Below are 18,901 nucleotides of genomic sequence, written 5' to 3'. Positions count from 1 at the left end.
GTAGTTATATGATATTAACCTTTTTAATTCTTTATACGGTTGCTTTAGTGGTTTATTTTAATAATCGAGAAAAGAATTGGGGTCTATGGCTTAGTTTATTATTATTTTCATTTGGTAGTGGGGCCTTTGGTAAGTCTGTGATTGAAAATTTTTTTCCGTATCTGATCAAATACAATTTTGTTACTTTTAATTCTGAATTTATATTTCAAATAATCTATAGTATAGGCAGTTTTTTAAATCAAAATGTATCTCCTTATTGTTTTATGATGTTTGCAGCTACATATTCAGGTCTCTTTTCAAAGGGAAAATTAAGAGTATTAGGTTCATTGTTGCTAATTCCCTTATTCATTATGTTTCTCAATACAACTTTTTACCCGAAAGTTTCGCATAATTGGATTTTAGTGGCTATTTGGGCAATTCCATGTTACTTAGTTGGAACATCTTTTATGATTTATAGTACAAGTATAGAGAAAAGTACTGAGATAAAAAAAGATCGGAAATTATTTAATTACCTTTTGCTTCCTCCTTTTCTAACAAATGTTTTGACCAATTATATAGGGCATGCGGTTGGATTAACCGCCATGTGGAGATTAAATTCTATTCCTGTTGTATTTGCGGGAATCACATGTTTAGTTATGATGACAAAAATGGGAGTATTAGGTGTTAGACTTAAAATAGAAAAACAGGCCTTTGATAGTAAAATGCAAGTTTTTAATACGGGATCTGGTTTATTAAACCATGCAGTAAAGAATCAAATATATAAAATTAATTCCAGCCTTTTTATTTTGAAACCCTACAGAGATCAATTAAAAGGAAGTGGTAAAGAAGCGATCGATATTATCAGTCGGAGTTCAGATCATCTTACGAAATTGGTAGATCGAATCCAAAGTAAAACACAAGAAATCTATATTGTACGCTTAAAACAGAATTTAAATAAACTGTTAGATGACAGTATAGAAGATATACAGATGGATTGTAAAAATAAAAAAGTGATAATTAACAAGAAATATAATGCAGGAAATATTGATGTTTTATGTGATAGCACTCATACAAAAGAAGTGTTTATAAATATTTTAAAGAATGCACTGGAAGCTTTAAAAGAAGGTGGAGACATAGAGGTATTAACAGAGATTTCTAAGGCGGACAATGTCATAGTTGTATTTACTGATAATGGTATGGGTATACACCCTAATAATTTACGTCGTGTTGTAGATCCTTTTTTTACTACAAAAGGCAAGAATGGAACAAATTTTGGTTTGGGCTTAGCTTATTGCTACCATGTGATGACTAAAAGTGGTGGGAATTTAGAGATTGAGAGTGAGTTAAATAAAGGGACAAGTGTTAAATTAACATTCCCGATGAATGAGGTCTGATGCATATGGATAAAATCAGAGTTGTGTTAATTGAAGACGATGAAGATTGGATTAAAATCATAGAAACGATTATTGGCAATGAAGATGATATGATGCTTGTTGGATGTAGCCGAACACAAGAAGAAGCAATTAAACTTTCAACAGCACTTGATCAAATTGATATTTATCTAGTTGATATAAATCTTACGGAAGATAACTTGGATGGTATATACACAGCATTAGAATTAAAAAGAAGTGAATCTTCTAAAATTATTATGTTAACATCCATGTCAGATGAAGAAGTTATTCAGCAAGCTTTTACGGCTGGAGCAACAGATTATATTTTGAAAAAAGATGCTTCTCATATACCTGAAATTATCCGTTCAACTTATTATGAAAACCCTCCAATTCAAGCTTTGATTAAAGATTATATTCGCTTGAAAAGCGAAGAACAACTTAAAGAATTAACTACTGCTGAAAGAGAGGTATATGACCTTATTGAGGAAGGATATTCGAGAAGCGAGATACAAAAAAAATTAATTAAAAGCGATAATACTATTAAGAATCAAATCAAAAATATACTAAAAAAACTATCTGTATCAAGTATGAAGGAAGCTATTCAAAAAGTGAAATCTGGAGGTTTATAATGCGTAGTTACTTCATGGTGATCAGCCAAATTGTCAGATTCAGATCAAAAGTAAAAAACTTCAATTGAATATTTAACAATAAAAAGGGGCTATATTAGCCCCTTTTTTTATTTTAGGGCTATAAAATATAGCCCCCTTTTTAATTTAGGGTCATAAAAAATGACACTCCTCTAATTTTGTCAGATCTTATATTATTTATGTAGACAATCACTCAAGTGAGTAGCTGAGGAGGTAGAAGAGATTGCCTATACAAGATGAAAAGGACGAGAAACGATTAAATGCGGATATTCCGAAAGATTTACACAGGAAAATATCAATTCTTCCAGCAAAGAAAGGAGTTAGATTAAAAGCTCTAGTCATTGACTTTTGTTATTTTTTAATTCTGTACCAAATTTGTAAATTTTTTGTGTGCTATGATGAAATCCGTAAGAGAAAAGCCGTTCCTTCTCAATTGAATATTTATCCATTTTATTTTTAACAATTTAAAAAGATTAAGGGTTTTTTAGGCATACCACAAAGGGAAATAAACATATTAAGGGAGAGATTGATTATGCAAAAAGATTTATTTAATGTAGATTTTCAAGTTCAACAAATGAATAGTGACGTAGTTGAGCCAGATACTGTTAGAACAACTGTATGCTGGGTAACAAAAGTTACTTGTAAAGCTTCTTGTGGTTGTAATTTTACATCTTACTGTACTCCAGGTTGTTTCTAATTTTCTGGCTGTAATAAGCGATAATGTTGATACTGCAGAATCTTATCAACATTAATGATCTACATAGGCCAGCCTATATAAAAAACGGACTTTATTTAAAGTAATTCAACCCTATGTGGTATGTCTAAAAAATCTTTAATTTAGAAAGGGTGTTACACGTGAATGAAAATACATTAGACACAGAGTATATGCCATTAGATTTCTTTATGTTGAGAACTCCTTTGCTTCCTTTAGAAAACTTTATAAAACAGGCGGAGCAATTATCTAAACACGATAATGATAATTATGATGAAGAAGTAGATAGATTAATAAGTTTGTTGGAGTTACCGGAAATTAAAGAGTCCATCGCGATATCAAGTTTGTCTCTTTACAAAGCAATTAACAAAAAAGATAAGTCTAAAAAACAAAAAGAACAAATTATAAGCAGCGTTTTTAAGTATATCAATCGGATGTCTACAAGATCTACACCATTTGGATTGTTATCAGGCATCAGTATAGGAGAGTTTAATGAAAAGACTGATTTAAAGCTTAACCATATTCATAAACATATGAAGCGGGCACGTCCCGATATGCAGTGGCTCCTAAAAGTAGTTAAAAATATGGAACAGGATATTCAAATTGTAAGACAACTATATGTGACTGCAAATAAAATGATTTATCAAGTAGGTAATAGAATTAAGCTTCCTTTTTTAACTAATTATGGAGACGTGTCGAATAATAATGTATCTTTCTATTACTCATCCGTAGATTGGAATGAACTAGTGGAAATTACACTATCAATAGCAGCAACTCCTATTAAACTGGATGATCTTAATAAGCATTTACAGAGTAAATACGATCAAGTTGATATGAAGATCATTGAAAGCTTTACCTATAATTTATTCATAAATGAATTTTTAATAAGCTCTCTTAGACCCCCTTTAGCAGATGATAATGCTTTTGAATATGTATTAAAAGAAATGAAGTCAATTAAAGGTTTAGAACAATTAAATCTTTATCTACATAATATAAATGAATTAATTAATCAATATAACTCGATTCCAATTGGAAAAGGTTTAGATCAGTACATAGAAATTTGTGAGGCGATGAGGGAAATTGCCGATGTTAAAAACCCTCTTCAAGTAGATTTGAGAGTGAACTACATTTCTAATAGCTTACATAAGGATATAAAAAATGAAATAACAAAAGTTGCAAACGTATTATGGAAACTGTCACCACAAACAGTATGGTTTAAACATTTAAACAAATACCATGAACAATTTTTAGAGAAATATGGCATAGCCAGAGAAGTTCCAATCCTGGAACTATTAGACGAGGATATTGGCTTAGGAGCCCCCCATACATATGAGAATCCAATAAGTATTTATCCTTTTGAAGATAACTATCAGGAGGAAGTCATATACTCACGTAAGATGATGAGCATAGCTGAAGAAGCTATTATAAAAGGGAATGAAGTGCGCTTAACGGACGAAATCATTCATGATTTAATGATTCCTATTGAGAATGACTATCGTGAGCATCCTGAATCGATGGAGCTCTATTTTACTGTTAATCAAAAAAACTCCCAAGACAAGGAAGAACAATATCAACTAATTATGGGGCCTAATGCCGGTTCTCCATCAGCCGGCAAAAGCTTCGGGAGATTTCTGGACATCCTTGATCGTGATGTAACGAATCGATTTAAAAAGGAAAAACAAAAACAGTTTCAACCGGATGGTCCTATAGTAGCTGAGATTGTTTATCTGCCAAGACATTCAAGAGCGGCAAATGTAGCCCTAACTAAGAATCTTGGAGATTACCAAATAGTGTTGGGGACTAGTTCATCCAATCTGGCTAATGAGTTAACACTGGATGATTTAGTAGTAGGATGTACGATGAATCGATTGTATATTAAGTCAAAAACATTCAATAGAGAAGTGATTCCGGTAACCAATCATATGCTGAATATTACAAATGGAACTCCAAATGTATATAGATTTATGTGTGAAATAGGAATGGCACGATATAAGAATTGGCGCGGTTTTACTTGGGGACTGTTGTCCAATCTGCCATATTTACCGAGAATCATTTATAGTAATACGATTCTTTCGTTAGCAACATGGAATATAAATCATAAAATAATTAAATTTAATAAAAATCAAAGTGACAATGATTGGTTTGATGAAATAGCAAGATGGAGAAAACTGTATAAAGTACCACGATATGTTTATTTAACGGATGTAGACAATCGTATTATGTTCGACTTAGAAAATAAATTGCATCTATTAGAATTAAAGAACGAATTTACAAAAATTCTAGCAGATGAGTATATAACCTTAACAGAGATTGGAACAGACTTTACTGATTTAATTGTTAGGGATGAACAGCAAAGAATGTACAATATGGAATGTGTTTTTCCTTTGGTGTTAGCCTCTAAGGAAGAAGCGTCCAAAAATATCATTAGTCAGCAGGAAAAGGATGCAATGAAGGTCTATTCAAGCTTAGATAGTCGTTCAGGTGAATTTAATCGAACTTATTATCCCGGAAGCGAATGGATGTACTTTAAGGTTTATGGAATAAAAAGCAGAATCGAAGAATTTATTGCTGTACATCTTTCGCAATTCATTCATGAGCAAAAAGGAAAAGGTGTATTCGATACTTACTTTTTTATGCGATATGCGGATCCATTACCACATATAAGAATACGTTTTAAGGGAGAACCGGAAATATTAACAGGTACGTTATTGCCTTTATTTAATAATTGGATGAAATTATTAAGAGAAAAAGGTGTAGTTACACATTGTTCAATTGATACTTATGATAGGGAAGCTGAAAGATATGGCGGTCCAAAACTGATAGGATTAGCTGAAAAGGTCTTTTCAGAGGATAGCAATTTTGTCTTAAATGCCATAAATTTCAGCAGTGTTGAAAAAAGAAGTCTATCTCTTGAAGATATTGGGATCATTAGTACGATTGACTATTTATCTCATTTTCTCCCTGACTTTGATCATCAGCTGGAATGGTTAAATAACGTGACTGATTTTAAAAAATACAGTAAGGAATTTAGGGAAAATCGGTCATTATACATGAAAATTGGTAATGACACTGATGAATGGTCTACATTACGAACGACTGAAGATGGTGAATTAATTTATCAGTATTTAAAGACCAGATCCAAAGTGATTGAAGAATATGTACAGGAAATGGCGTTAACTAATGATATTTATAATAGCCAAGGCAGTATCATGGGAAGCTTTATCCACTTAAATTTGAATAGGTTAATAGGAATTGACCGGTTGAAGGAAGAAAAAGTAATGACACTTTGCAGGCATACTCTTTATAATCTTAGATTTCTTAAAAAGCAAAAGGGGCTTAAAATTCATGTTGAAGTCTGATCAGTGCAGAATATTGTCGCAAAATGAACAATATGAAGTGACAAGATTAATAGATAAATTGAAAATGATCTATCGTTCCCCAGAAAAAGTGAGAGATTTTTATGATGAGCAGGGATTTAGTGATTTTGATTTATGCAATTTAGCCGTTGGATATCCCGGTATCTGTATATTAACAGCAGAATTAGATGATATTTACCCTCATGAAGGCTGGGGGTTAGTAGGACATGAATACATGTCCTACTTACAAAACTTAGTTAATGATGGGAATGTTTATTCGTCTTCATTATGGAATGGTTTAAGTGGTATAGCCACAGCAGCAAACATTTTGTCTAAAGATAGAAAAAAGTACGCAAACGTAACGAAGGTACTTAATAACTACATCATTGCAGATCTCGATACATTACTGGATAAGGCAAACGCTAATTTAGGCGGTCAGGTGGATATGTACGATTATGATGTAATCGAAGGACTTACGGGAATTGGGCGTTATTTAATCCAATTAGATGATTCCGAATCCAGAAAAGCTACCATAAAGGCCGTTCGTTATTTAGTTTCTTTGACAAATGATATTCTGTGCGACAACCATATAGTTCATGGATGGTATATCTCTCAAGAAAATCAATTCCTTGAAAATGAAAAAAACATGTATCCAAAGGGTAATTTTAATTTGGGACTGTCCCATGGGATTGCCGGCCCCTTATCTTTCTTGAGTAGTGCATACAGCAGTGGGATTATAATAGAAGGCCAAAAAGAGGCAATAGAAAAAATAGTTTCATTTTATAAAACATGGGCACAAAAAGATCAATATGGAATGGTTTGGCCTGACAGGGTAAAGTTTGAAGAGTTTGTCAGCCGGGAAAAGGATGATATTCCTGTTAATAATGAATCTTGGTGCTATGGTATACCAGGCATTAGTCATTCCCTTATGTTAGCGGCTGGGGCATTAGAGGATGCTTCATTAATGAAATATTCTATTGATGCATTTGAAGAAATCTTCTCCAGACCAGAAAGCATATGGTCGATAAAATCTCCTACGTTTTGCCACGGCTATGCAGGATTGTTATACATCACACAAAAGTTTTATCTTAATAATCCAAATTCGCAATTAGAAGGTTTTAGGACGAAACTGATTAAATATATTCTTAATCAATATAATGAAGAATTACCATTCGGATTTTTAGATTACGATCATCGCGGCGGGGCACAGAACCCTGGATTATTACTAGGTACAGCAGGGATCTTGCTTGTACTGATTAGTTTATTAAAGAATGAGACAGCCGAATGGGATTCTATTTTTCTTCTATCTTAGTGTAATCGAGAGGAGATATTTTTTTGCAACTTAATAACCAATCAATTGACTTAAAAAATATTTTACACTCCTTTTCTTACTGGCCTAGGTTATTCTGTTTATTCTGGAATACACATAAAGTTTACTTTATAAGCATCACGATATTATCCTTTATTCAGGGGATACTCCCTGTATTATCTTTGTATATGACGCAGCTCTTAGTGAATACAATCGTAACAACAGATACAGGTGTGTTTGATGAAATCCTCTTCGTTTTTCTTTTGTTTATTATTTTTACTATCTTTAAAGAAGTTGTCAACTTAATTACCGAATATATTGATGGACTTTTCCAGACTCTATTAACCAATAAATTAAATTTCATGATTTTAGACAAGTCAAATACGTTAGGACAGGAGGACTTTGAAAACTCGGAGGTCCAGGATCAGCTGAAGCGTGCGCAGCAGGAAACCGGATACAGACCTTACCAAATATTCCAGCAGATTCTGTCTATTATAACGAGTGTCATTACCGTGATCTCCTCGATTGTATTTTTATTTTATTGGAATTGGTGGGTAGCATTGATTCTAATTGTCTTACCGTCTTTCTCATTTTTGTCTTTCATCAAAATTAGTAACAAAGAATTTTTCGTCTTTTGGAATCGTGCAGGAAGAAATAGACAGAGCTGGTATCTTACGCATCTTTTAACACATGATAAAGCCTTTAAGGAGGTAAAAATTTATAATATCGGTCGCTTATTGCTTGATCAATATAATAAGATTATGAATGGGTTTTACTCTGAAGATAAGCAAATTGCTACGAGAAGACTTAAAATGTCTCTATTCTTTGGTCTTATTAATTTAGCATGTGTTTTTTTTGCCATTTACTTAGTGATAAGAGACACCTATCTTAAACAGATTTTAATTGGAAGTTTTATTAGCTATGTACAAGCGATCATTTTGATACAAACTACATCTGAAAGGCTAATGCATTCTGTTATCAATCTCTGCCAGCATAATTTATTTATTGAACAGTTATTCAGTTATCTTGAAACCAAATCGAATGACCCTGTGTACAGGCGTCCGGATTCAGCCATAAAGCTGGAGGTCATAGAATCGATCGAATTCAAAAACGTTTCCTTTTCTTATCCCGGTACTGAAAATTATGCTTTAAAGAATGTTAGCTTAATTCTAGAAAAAGGGGACAAAATAGCGATCGTCGGCAAGAATGGTTCAGGAAAGTCTACGTTTATTAAACTGCTATGTCAGTTATATGAAAATTATGAAGGTGAAATACTGATTAATGGAATAAACCTTAAACTGTATGATACTGCATCCGTCAGAGAAAATATTGGGGCGGTATTCCAAGATTTTATGCAATATGAAATGCCGCTACGTGCTAATATTGGATTTGGAAACTTTAAACATATGCATGAAGATGAATTAATTTATAAGGCTGCTGAAAAGGCAGGAATCGCTGCGTTTGCTAAAGCACTACCTAATAAAATAGATACGCAGCTGGGAAAATGGTTTCCTGGTGGTTTTCAACTATCTGGAGGGCAGTGGCAAAAAATCGCTATTGCGAGGGCGTTTTTTAGAGATGCGAGTCTTTATATTCTGGATGAACCAAGTGCTGCATTAGATCCTGAGTCAGAAAAAGAAGTTTTTGACAAATTTATACAGTTGCTTGATAATAAAATAGGAATATTTATTTCACATCGATATACGACGACAAAATTTGCTGAACGAATTATTTATATGGAAGATGGGGAAATAAAGGCAATGGGCAGCCATCAGGAGTTGATGGAGGATTGTCCTGATTATTATTATCTTTATAATCTGCAGGCAGATTCTTATACTGATAACGATCTTCTCAGTACAAAAAATGTTGTAAATGGATAAGGAACAGGGTCAGAAAGGCTTACAAGCTATCTTTTGTTTTGTATGGCAGCTAATATCAATTAGTATCATTCTTATTATTTTTCTCTTATTCTTTATTCAGTTTGAGTGAAAACAGTGAAAAAGTAAAAAACAAACATACACTATTTAAGACTGGTTTTTTCTATTTAAACTAGTCTTATAGTGTACCTTTATTCTTTTATATCAATCCCACTAAACACATCAGCATGATCGGATCCTGTCGTTTACCCGTTTTCTTCCCTTTTTCCATACCTTTCCTTAAATATATCAATCCCATTTAATTATATGGGCTTTTATATAATTACATTAGAAAAACTATAATATAGTAGTAGGAGATCTTAATGAAAAATTTCCAATTCATAAACAGAAAATATAATAGGTCTGTAGAATGGGTGAAAGAACATTCTTTCGGTATAGACACCTTAACCCAAGTTAAAATGGATGAGTTTCATTTTTTAGAAAAGGTTTTAAAAAATAAGAGAATAGTGTGGATGGGTGAAAATGGTCATGGGATTGCAGAGCATAATTTATTGAAATCCAAACTAATTGAATTCTTATATCATAAAATGGGATTCAAAGTTATCGCATTCGAGAGTGGATTAAGTGAATGCTATAGCTCGAATCACTTAAAAAACAGCCTATCTGTAAATGAATTAATGGATAAATCCATCTATTCTTTATGGAAAACAGAAGAAACGATATCGTTATTTAAATTAATAAAAGAAACTGATTTGAACCTTCTTGGATTTGACTTTCAACCTTCTACTAAACAGAACTTATTCTTAGAGTTTTTAGAGAGTATCGACATTGATATTCCAGTAGAATTTAAAATGTCTGTAAAAAGGGTAGATGAAGGAACTCTTGATTGGTACAAACGTATTGGTGAGTATAAGGCAAGAAGAAAAAAAGTGCCCAAAACTATATTTCAGGAGTTTCAGGGAGACCAAAAAGAACTAATCGAAGAAATAACTGAGTTAAATCATACTCTTAGGGATTTGGAAGAAGAGTTTGTTAGAAAAGACTTGCATGTACTCTACAATGTAATCCAAAAGGTGTTAGATAATAAACATCGTTTTTTAAACTTTCTAAGTGTTGACCGCCGATCTTATTTAAAATTTCGAGATCAAGTGATGGCGGACAATATAAAATGGATTTGTAATGAGTTGTATCCTAATGACAGGATTATCATTTGGGCTCATAACTCACATATTTTCAAAAGTTATGAAACTTCATCTAAATATAAACCTATGGGATCATTAATGAGTCCAGATATTGTGAATCAATCTTATTATCTCGGTCTTTTCATGTATGAAGGGAAGGCTGCTTTAGATAAAGGAACTATTTATGATGTAAGGAAACCACCTAAAAAGAGTCTTGAAGATTATATGAATCATAACACAACATCCATATCTTTCCTTGATTTTTCACATGCATCACGCAGCGAATCAAATAAGTGGATATTTAGCAAAACTCTAATATTAGAGTCAGGAACCATGCAAAAGTTAATTATCCCAGCAGAGCAAATGGACGGTATTTTCTTTATAAAAAAAGTTTCACCACCGCATTATCTCTAGACTTTTCATTATTAGTCCCAGAATAACTTGGCGGAGACCCCCTCTGATCGAAGTTTACTTTATGATCCTTAATGAGTTGGAAAAAGGAAGTGTTCTCATGTTGTTAGATTTAATAGTAGACTTAGTATGTACAATCTATTTTAATTCGAATTTTGGATCGAATCAAAGTAGAATAAGGAGAAAGATTAAAAGATTATCAAAATATCAACCAGAAATACTGGACCTTTACAATAGACATGAAACTGTCTTTGAAGAAAATCAGGAACTATCTAACTTAGTGCTAAAGTCTAAAGTGAAAAATCAAGAACAAAGAGACGAACTAATAATTAAAATTCAAGAATATCTAAAATTGGGTAATAATGGGTGAAACATGAGGTTGAAAAAGAAAAACGCTAGATTGGTATAATAGGGTTGTCTGAGAACTATTTTTAAAATGCGCTTTTATTGGTTCTGGTGAAAAGATTGGATTTGTTGTAAGCCCGAAATATAAAAAAGAAGCGCACCTTTCCGGTACGCAACACAAATAGCCGAATATCCTGATTTTTTCAATCAAATATACGGCTTATTTTCATTTATTTGCTACATTCTGCCTGAATTATTTTTGACCATGGCATGTATTGATCTATTATTTCAGGGTTTTGATGGATACCGAGATTCGGTAGATCCGTCAAAAGTTTCTTTGTGTATTCATAGAAATCAACGCCGTTACTTTTGGTTGTTTCTGCGATACTCAAACAAATGGCGTTCGCTTTTGCACCAGCTTCACTAACCGAAAAAAGCCAGTTTTTTCTACCCAAAACGTTAGGGCGAATGGCATTTTCAGCTGGATTATTATCAATTTCAATGCGCCCATCAGTTAGAAAAGCTTTGAGTCCATTTGCTCTGTTCAATGTGTATTCAGCTGCTTTTGCGAGGGCATTTTTTCCGAAGAATGGTGACGTTTCAACCCATTTAAGGAATTTCTCCACAATTGGCTTGGAGTATTTTTGGCGTTTTTTTCTACGCTTACTCGGAGACAAATATTTAAATTTCCTTTCGAGTCGATATAAATCGTCACAATAGCTCACACCAATTTGGCCATTTTTGCTGTCCGCTTTCAGCCAATAACGACGAACATGCGCCCAACAATTTGCGAAGGTAACGCCTTCCAACTTATCATAGGCTGAATAACCATCACAAACAATTGTTCCAGAAAATCCTTCTATGAAACTTTCAAGGACAGATCGAGCACGTGATAATGAGCTTTGAAACAGAGTCATTATTGGCCCTTGGCTTGGCACACTTCGATACACCCAATTATAGGCATTGGTTTGACCAGATTTCCCATCGGATCGATTGATAATTTGTCCATACGTTTCATCGACATGTAAAAGCGTTTTCCCCATCATCAAATGCTTCATTCGTTTGTAAATAGGCAATAGCCAATCACTTGATGCACGAATGACCCAATTTGAAAGGTTCTTATCATTGGTATTCAGGCCATAGCGATCCCATTCCTTTACCTGACGGTAAAGTGGTAAGTATTGTGAAAACTTATCATATATTACTTTGGCAAGTACGCTAGGACTTGCGATGCTCCGTTGGATAGGAGGCTGTGGTGCTTTACCACGTTTAATTTGCGCTTTTTGAAATGCATCACCTTTGCAATTTTTACATTCATACGCGTATTCAATGTGTTGAACTTTCTTCATTTTTGCCGGAATAAATTCTGCTTCTTCGCGTACGATTGTACTGCCAATTTCAAGCATTTGTCCTTGGCAACAGTCACATTGCGTATTCTCTGGATGATAGTGAACTGCTTCTACTTCGATATCATCACGTAATGAATCATTTATCGCATCCACTATTCTGATTAGCCCTTTCACCCCAAATATTTCTGATACGAACGGAATAAGGACCTTATCGGCCGCTGTAAGTACATTTCCTGCCACTAGGCCCATACTTGGTGGCGTGTTTTTGCATATCCCCCCGAAAAGGTTTATTATAAAAAACCTCCTGATTTGTAACAGATTCAGGAGGAACTTTGTAACACTTGAATGAAAAAAAGGTTGATCTTATCCAATTATAAAGTTCCTAAACAATAGCGCCCGATAATTGAACACCTTATTCAAAAAAGACACTTGGATACTCAACTACACCAGAAGCATTATCGAGGGAACCCTTCTGTAATTCAATAGCCATTAAGGCTTCTTCAGGCACATCAAATGGTGCTTTAATTTGCCATAGAGATGACTTTCTAAAACCAAATTTCGGATAATATTCTGGATGACCTAATACAATAACTGACTGGAATCCAAGCTCCTTTGCCTTTTGTAATGCCCCCTGTATTAAGGACTTTCCTATACCCTTATTTTGATAATCAGGTAAAACAGAAATGGGGGCAAGTGCTAATGACCCTGTCTTTTTATTGCCATTACCAATTAACACTTTAGATAAAAGTATATGTCCTAGTATCTCATCGTTATCTTTACCAGCAGCCACTAAAGATAACTCAGGAATAAACACATTTGATAGCCTGATTCGTAAAACTAATTTATGCTCATTCTGATCACTATGGTCTGCTGAAGCAAATGCAGTTTTTACAACTTTCTCAGTTGAATCATAGTCACTTTCCTGCTCTTTGCGAATAATAAAATTCATATACACAACTCCTAATTTTATAATCTGGCCCGATTCCTGTATAACCTTTATTCCGTTAATGCGCCCGATACTTGAATAAAGATTTTACTTGTTTTAGCTGGAACATCTTTATTTCTAATTTATACTTCATCTTTACTCTTAATATAAGAATGTCTAAAAAACAAAAATAAAGGTAGAGCTAAAGATAATCCAACTGTAAACAGAGATAAAAGACAAATCCATTTTTCTTTAATGTTATACTTTCGTGATTCATTGAACATAAATACCAAGAAAACAACACATGAGATTAAAAAATCAACTGCAAAAAAGGCCGATATCGTGTTAGTAAATAATAATTCTAATAATAAACCTAAATCAAGTCCATTATCCCTGAGGAACTGAATAAAAAAATAATACGGAAAAACAGTACCAATTAGCCCTAAAATTAAATATAATTTTTTCACTGGATAATTTCCCCTTTTTTAACAAAGTTACTATTAGATTACCATAACTAATTCTAAGATCGTTCAAAATATATATATATTATTGAAGATTCCTTTACTAAACAATCTGGCCCGATTGCTGAATAGGTAATAAATGAATAATTCTTATCAAAAACGAATGTATTTGATAAACTTTACTTTTGAAAATTTCAAACTGTAAAATCCTTATTTATTCGTTATCAAAATCATTATCAAAAACAAATTAACAATAACACCCCTTAATGATAAAATTGTTAATGTTAAAAGCCAAAGGGGGATTATGATCAATGCAATACACTTATGGATATGCAAGGGTTAGTACCAAGCAGCAAGATTTGATCCGGCAATTAGATTTGTTGGGCGAGTATAACTGTACCGAAATACTAACAGAAAAAATGTCAGGGACAAAAAAGGATAGACCAGAACTTATTCGATTAAAGGATAAAGTAAGACCTGGTGATTCAATCGTTGTAGAAAGTTTCTCGAGATTAGGTAGAAGCACAAAAGATTTAATAGAGTTAGTCGAGTACTTTGAAAGTAAAAACGTTAAATTGATTAGCATAAAAGAGAATTTTGATACGAATACACCCCAAGGTAAACTAATGCTTACTGTCTTTCAAGCATTCAGCCAATTCGAAAGGGATCTAATAGCTCAACGAACAAAAGAGGGATTGGAAAGTGCAAGGGCAAGAGGTAGAAATGGTGGTCGTCCAAAAGTGAAAGAAAATCAGATAAATAAAGCTTTAAAACTATACAACTCTAAGGAATATAGTATTAGCGAGATTGTGGAAATGACCGGAATAAGTCAAGCAACATTGTATCGTTACATACAAACAGCTCGGAAAGGCAAAGAGAAACAAGCTCATATTGATCTAGAAAACATTGCAAAAATAAGAATGGGGTTGCAAATCGAAAATAACAATAAATTTGTACGTGGCAAAGGGAAGGTAAGAGAAAGTATTGAACAGTTCCTAAAACATCATTACAGAATGGAGATCATAGCTAACGAATATATCATCTACGTCCCTTATACAACCGTTGATGCATTAAAAAAGACAGTATATGATATTCTCGGTGAAATGGATAGTGAGGCTGATATGAGGAACTGTTTTATTGAAGCAGACGTTTACTGCGATGAATTAGGACTCACATGGTAATCTCAATGGGTTTGTTTTTTCTATTGCTCTTTTCTATTCCTTATTAAACAATTAAATTACTTTTATTGGAAGTGATCCTGCGGACTAGAACAGCTACCCTGTCACTAGGCCTACAAGAAATACTATAATTCACTGTATTCCACAAAAATAAGTCAAAAGTTTTCTGTTTAATTAAATATACTAGAAAAGAATCCATTTTGATCAATTTTTCAAAATGGATTCTTTTTATTTATCGTAAAATACCGGTTTGTGAGGTGTTTTTGATCAAACTTTTTAAAGCTACATTATCAAGTGGCTCAAAAAAAAAGGAATTCTTGCCGTACCCCATTTATATCAAAAACCCCGAGCCAGAATACTTCAAAAATGGCACGTTAAAAAAGCAAACAGAATACATCCAACTTGATATGACACAAATGATGTCTGATTTAACCCCTGGTGACACGATGGAAATTCCCGATGCATACATAGGCCAAAATCGTGCAAGCGCTATTGGAAGTGGTTGTTGAGGAAGTGGCTTCAAATGAAACTTTATTTTCGGAATGTAATGTAACGGGGACAATTGTAAGTTTTTGTTGCGACATGTGAAAAGCACCTCCTTAATTTGATACGTTCATCGTACCAGGAGGCGCTGCGTGTTTATATGCGTTGTTTGATTGGGGGCTTACACTGTACAACCTCCTCCCATAAACATATGTTATTTTGATATTTTACCTTCTAAAAAAACCGCATTCTTTTTAAAAATGCGGTTTTCACAAAAGTTAAATACTATTTCTCAAGAGTAATCATCTGAATGGATGGAATTCCTTCATAATCAGTAATATTATATATTCGTAATTTCTTTTCAAACTGATGGGCAATTAATTCTTTAGTTGTAGGAAGTAAATCTAAGGTAGTTTCATAAGAGTCAGCATCAGTTTGTAAACTATATGAATATAGATCACGTTTTTCAGGATGTTCAATAATATTAATTCCCCCATCGTACATGTAATAGAAATTATCTCCGATACTTCCAATTAATTCGTAGTCTTCTGGAGGATAAACACCGTCCTCTATAACTTCATCTTCTTTATAATAATACGGCCTGTATGAATCAGCATAGTCGAGCAGTACCATGTTCTCTTCATAATTAATATATGCCACTGAAGTATGAAAGCTCGTGTTACCAAAAGGGTCAGTTGTATTTATAGTCTTTCCTGTTTCTAAATTAATAGTCTCAAAATTCTCGTCGTCTTTAGACTTAACAAGAGCTAATCCTTGAGATGTTTTAATAAGATAATTAGTATTAGAGGAGTCAAAATGGTCAGGGTCAACAGGTTCATCGTAATATGGAATACCACTTTCAGTCTCAATTTCGCCTTTTTCATTTATTAAATATAATGTCTTATCAACTGCTTCGCCTTCCACAATACGGGAGTCTTTATTTGTTTTAGCTATCGTTGTAGGAGTTGCCAATATAATACTTTCATCATCTGATATTAGTTTATCCTTAACCAACCATTTATCTCCATTAGTAATAGATAGATAAGATTTTTCATCTTTCATAATTGAAACATAAGTATATAACTTATCACCAATTATTCTTTCTCCAATGTCGATTGAATCATCGTCAAAGAATTTTAATTCCCCTAATTCAGTAAACCCATCATTTCCAAGTTGTTTAACATTCTTTACTTTAAGATTTGTGGCTGTGGTTTGTTGCTCCTCCTGTGACTGGATTTCTCCTTCTCCTTCTGTCAAAGGACTCGTATTGCTCCCAGTTTGATTACCTGAACAGCCTGTTACCATTAATACTGAAAAGCAAATTGCAGTTATACCTTTTATAAATTTAGGCAATGTTGACACTCCTTTTCTATCTTCTTTTAATTAAAGTACAGATAAAAATAAACAAGGTATTTCTTTAAGAGGTCATTCGGTTTATTATTGATTTAACACTTTAATAAGTACCAACCAGTCGTTATTTATTAACAAATTATATAATAGTAATTTATTCCAATCAATAAAAATATGCAAAATTTTCTAAAAAGGGGTTTTTATTGTGAATTACTTTCAGAGGCAATCAGAAGACACCATTAACAAATTAATGCGATCAGGAATTGAATTGTTTTCTAAACAAGGCTATTCTAGTACAAGCATTAATCAGATTGTAGAACACGCTGGCTACTCTAAAGGTGCTTTCTATGCTCATTTTTCGACTAAAGAGGAATTCATGTTAAAGTTGATAAAAGAAGGTATAGATTTTTATTTTGAAGATCTAAAGGAAGAACTTAATCAAAAAGATCGAGATTTACTAAATAAATTTAAAGAACACTCCATGCGTTTGGTGAACGAGTCCTATGAAAAGGGATCTTCTCCCATGCTTCTTCAAGGATGTATGATTTCTAATGAATTGCCTCAAATAAAAGAAAGTCTTATTCTTCAAATGGAGGGATGGAGGTCATTTCTTACACATTTTTTTCAGGAAATGAAGAACGAAGGTATTGTCCGAAGTCCATTAGATGCTAGAACTTTAGCAACAGCAGGTATGGCCCTTTTTAATGGATACAACTTGCAACACTTTGTTGACAATCGAATTCAAATACAGGAAATGTTAATTGTTTTTATTGAACTGCTTCAAATCCAAGAACCTAATAAGAAAGATTAATAAGGACAATTACTTGTGAGTGATAACCTATGTATAATGTATTAATCTTTTGTTGATTTGCAAACTAAAACCCCTTCAACACCCAAGGGGTTTTTACATGTCCGATTATAATTGTTATACAGGACTATATACATCGTTTATGAATCAACGTTTTTGGCTTCTCAATAAACCTGGTGGCTGCATAAAATAGTGGGGTTGTATGTAACCTCTTGCTCAATTAAATGGCCCTATAATTGAACAATACAGCTGAAGTTCAAGGTCAAAAGAAAAACCCTATATTAATACAGGGTTTTATCAAACTTTGTTTTAAATTATCAATCTTTTTTATAAATTATCGAACTTTTTTACAAATAATCAAACTTTATTTTAAATTAACAGCAGATTACGTTGATAATCTTTTAGGTTATATTGAAGGTTATATTGAAGAAGAAGTATCTGCATTAGAAAGAGAAGAGAAAACTGTTCAAGGTAAAGCAAAGGCAATGGGATTTGGTGAGGCTGGGAGAGACTCTAAATCAGGTAAAGAGTTTACTAGAAGAGGAAAAATAACGCCTGAAATAAAATTTAAGCGAGTAATTGATTATTTAATCGCTAATGATTTAGATCAAAGAGATGCGTTTGATAATGATTTATGGGAGATTCTGATACAAGAGGATGAAATTATAGAGGTAAGAGGCAGTCTTCATTTCACACAAATATATGATTTAGTAAAGGAGGCAAAATATATAGGAAATGTAGGTAGTGGATTAGGTGTAATTGATCAACAAGAGGTTGAAACAGTAACTTTTATGTTGGACAAATTGAAAGAAATCCAAGAAAAAAATGGTATTCCAATAAGAGTTAACACACGTGATGCTATTTACAGTTTTATTGCATATTTAAACGAAAAACATTTGATGAAAGACCAGGTTGATATAGTAGGAAATGATTTTAAGATGCTTTGTAAGGTAGAACGTTTAATACCTAAAGGTGAGAAAATGGAACTTTTTGATTTAAAAGAAATTGAAAGAAAATTTTCGAATAGAGAGCAACGCAGAAAAAACAAAGTTACTCCATTGCCAAAAGAATTTAATGAAAGTGTTGAAGGGCCTTCAGCTGTAGTTTTACCAATTGCGATTTATCGCTAAATAAGGGAG

15 protein-coding genes and 1 pseudogene are annotated in these 18,901 nt (G+C 33.1%); 12 read left to right on the top strand and 4 right to left on the bottom strand.

Features of this window, described 5'->3' with window-relative positions:
- Positions 1-8: 8 nt before the first annotated feature.
- The 8 genes from KHA94_RS22320 to KHA94_RS22285 all read left to right on the top strand — a co-directional run bounded on the left by KHA94_RS22320 (position 9) and on the right by KHA94_RS22285 (position 10,866).
- Positions 9-1,373 carry a sensor histidine kinase gene (locus KHA94_RS22320; protein WP_213104315.1) on the top strand — a complete coding sequence of 455 codons (1,365 nt, stop codon included), beginning with the start codon at positions 9-11 and terminating at the stop codon, positions 1,371-1,373.
- A 5-nt stretch (positions 1,374-1,378) separates the two neighbouring features.
- A complete protein-coding gene (locus KHA94_RS22315; protein WP_213104314.1) occupies positions 1,379-1,999 on the top strand; it encodes a response regulator in 621 nt (206 codons plus the stop codon).
- Between the two features lie 241 nt (positions 2,000-2,240).
- Positions 2,241-2,477 carry a hypothetical protein gene (locus KHA94_RS22310; RefSeq protein WP_213104313.1) on the top strand — a complete coding sequence of 79 codons (237 nt, stop codon included), beginning with the start codon at positions 2,241-2,243 and terminating at the stop codon, positions 2,475-2,477.
- A gap of 72 nt (positions 2,478-2,549) precedes the next feature.
- Positions 2,550-2,714, top strand: coding sequence for an FDLD family class I lanthipeptide (locus KHA94_RS22305; RefSeq protein ID WP_213104312.1), 165 nt, complete (start codon positions 2,550-2,552; stop codon positions 2,712-2,714).
- A 158-nt stretch (positions 2,715-2,872) separates the two neighbouring features.
- A complete protein-coding gene (locus KHA94_RS22300; RefSeq protein WP_213104311.1) occupies positions 2,873-6,088 on the top strand; it encodes a thiopeptide-type bacteriocin biosynthesis protein in 3,216 nt (1,071 codons plus the stop codon).
- Complete coding sequence (locus KHA94_RS22295) at positions 6,075-7,397, top strand: lanthionine synthetase C family protein (protein ID WP_213104310.1); 1,323 nt, start codon at positions 6,075-6,077, stop codon at positions 7,395-7,397. Before KHA94_RS22300 ends, KHA94_RS22295 begins: the two co-directional genes overlap by 14 nt.
- A gap of 23 nt (positions 7,398-7,420) precedes the next feature.
- Positions 7,421-9,274, top strand: coding sequence for an ABC transporter ATP-binding protein (locus tag KHA94_RS22290; protein WP_213104309.1), 1,854 nt, complete (start codon positions 7,421-7,423; stop codon positions 9,272-9,274).
- A 359-nt stretch (positions 9,275-9,633) separates the two neighbouring features.
- Positions 9,634-10,866: an erythromycin esterase family protein gene (locus KHA94_RS22285; protein ID WP_213104308.1), complete on the top strand. Its 1,233-nt coding sequence runs from the start codon at positions 9,634-9,636 to the stop codon at positions 10,864-10,866.
- A gap of 572 nt (positions 10,867-11,438) precedes the next feature.
- Here KHA94_RS22285 and tnpC read toward each other — a convergent pair.
- The 3 genes from tnpC to KHA94_RS22270 all read right to left on the bottom strand — a co-directional run bounded on the left by tnpC (position 11,439) and on the right by KHA94_RS22270 (position 13,949).
- Positions 11,439-12,830 (bottom strand): IS66 family transposase, encoded by a 1,392-nt coding sequence (gene tnpC / locus KHA94_RS22280; protein WP_338030862.1) that lies wholly within the window; start codon positions 12,828-12,830, stop codon positions 11,439-11,441.
- A 139-nt stretch (positions 12,831-12,969) separates the two neighbouring features.
- On the bottom strand, positions 12,970-13,506 hold the full coding sequence (locus tag KHA94_RS22275; protein ID WP_213104307.1) for a GNAT family N-acetyltransferase: 537 nt from the start codon (positions 13,504-13,506) through the stop codon (positions 12,970-12,972).
- Between the two features lie 119 nt (positions 13,507-13,625).
- Positions 13,626-13,949 (bottom strand): DUF2834 domain-containing protein, encoded by a 324-nt coding sequence (locus KHA94_RS22270; protein ID WP_213104306.1) that lies wholly within the window; start codon positions 13,947-13,949, stop codon positions 13,626-13,628.
- A gap of 305 nt (positions 13,950-14,254) precedes the next feature.
- On the opposite strand from KHA94_RS22270, the gene KHA94_RS22265 reads away from it, so the two are divergent.
- Positions 14,255-15,124: a recombinase family protein gene (locus KHA94_RS22265; RefSeq protein WP_213104305.1), complete on the top strand. Its 870-nt coding sequence runs from the start codon at positions 14,255-14,257 to the stop codon at positions 15,122-15,124.
- Between the two features lie 326 nt (positions 15,125-15,450).
- Positions 15,451-15,603, top strand: a pseudogene (locus KHA94_RS22260) (IS4 family transposase); the annotation flags it as partial.
- Between the two features lie 286 nt (positions 15,604-15,889).
- Here KHA94_RS22260 and KHA94_RS22255 read toward each other — a convergent pair.
- Positions 15,890-16,957 (bottom strand): hypothetical protein, encoded by a 1,068-nt coding sequence (locus tag KHA94_RS22255; RefSeq protein ID WP_213104304.1) that lies wholly within the window; start codon positions 16,955-16,957, stop codon positions 15,890-15,892.
- A gap of 202 nt (positions 16,958-17,159) precedes the next feature.
- Here KHA94_RS22255 and KHA94_RS22250 point away from each other — a divergent pair, with 202 nt between their 5' ends.
- Together KHA94_RS22250 and KHA94_RS22245 are read left to right on the top strand one after the other, a co-directional pair.
- The gene (locus KHA94_RS22250) at positions 17,160-17,765 is read left to right on the top strand and encodes a TetR/AcrR family transcriptional regulator (protein ID WP_213104303.1); all 606 of its coding nucleotides are present in this window, start codon (positions 17,160-17,162) and stop codon (positions 17,763-17,765) included.
- A 233-nt stretch (positions 17,766-17,998) separates the two neighbouring features.
- Positions 17,999-18,892: a DUF6414 family protein gene (locus tag KHA94_RS22245; RefSeq protein WP_213104302.1), complete on the top strand. Its 894-nt coding sequence runs from the start codon at positions 17,999-18,001 to the stop codon at positions 18,890-18,892.
- Positions 18,893-18,901 lie beyond the last annotated feature (9 nt).

Source organism: Cytobacillus citreus (assembly GCF_018343665.1).
GTDB classification, from domain to species: Bacteria; Bacillota; Bacilli; order Bacillales; family Cytobacillaceae; genus Cytobacillus; species Cytobacillus citreus.
Note: the sequence above shows the minus strand (reverse complement) of the source record. Positions and strands in the feature narration are given on the sequence as shown.

Bases quoted from the DNA above. Each gene is read 5' to 3' on its own strand.
- KHA94_RS22275 (WP_213104307.1), bottom strand. From the start codon at position 13,506: ATGAATTTTATTATTCGCAAAGAGCAGGAAAGTGACTATGATTCAACT.
- KHA94_RS22320 (WP_213104315.1), top strand. From the start codon at position 9: ATGATATTAACCTTTTTAATTCTTTATACGGTTGCTTTAGTGGTTTAT.
- KHA94_RS22285 (WP_213104308.1), top strand. From the start codon at position 9,634: ATGAAAAATTTCCAATTCATAAACAGAAAATATAATAGGTCTGTAGAA.
- KHA94_RS22265 (WP_213104305.1), top strand. From the start codon at position 14,255: ATGCAATACACTTATGGATATGCAAGGGTTAGTACCAAGCAGCAAGAT.
- KHA94_RS22315 (WP_213104314.1), top strand. From the start codon at position 1,379: ATGGATAAAATCAGAGTTGTGTTAATTGAAGACGATGAAGATTGGATT.
- KHA94_RS22295 (WP_213104310.1), top strand. From the start codon at position 6,075: ATGTTGAAGTCTGATCAGTGCAGAATATTGTCGCAAAATGAACAATAT.
- KHA94_RS22305 (WP_213104312.1), top strand. From the start codon at position 2,550: ATGCAAAAAGATTTATTTAATGTAGATTTTCAAGTTCAACAAATGAAT.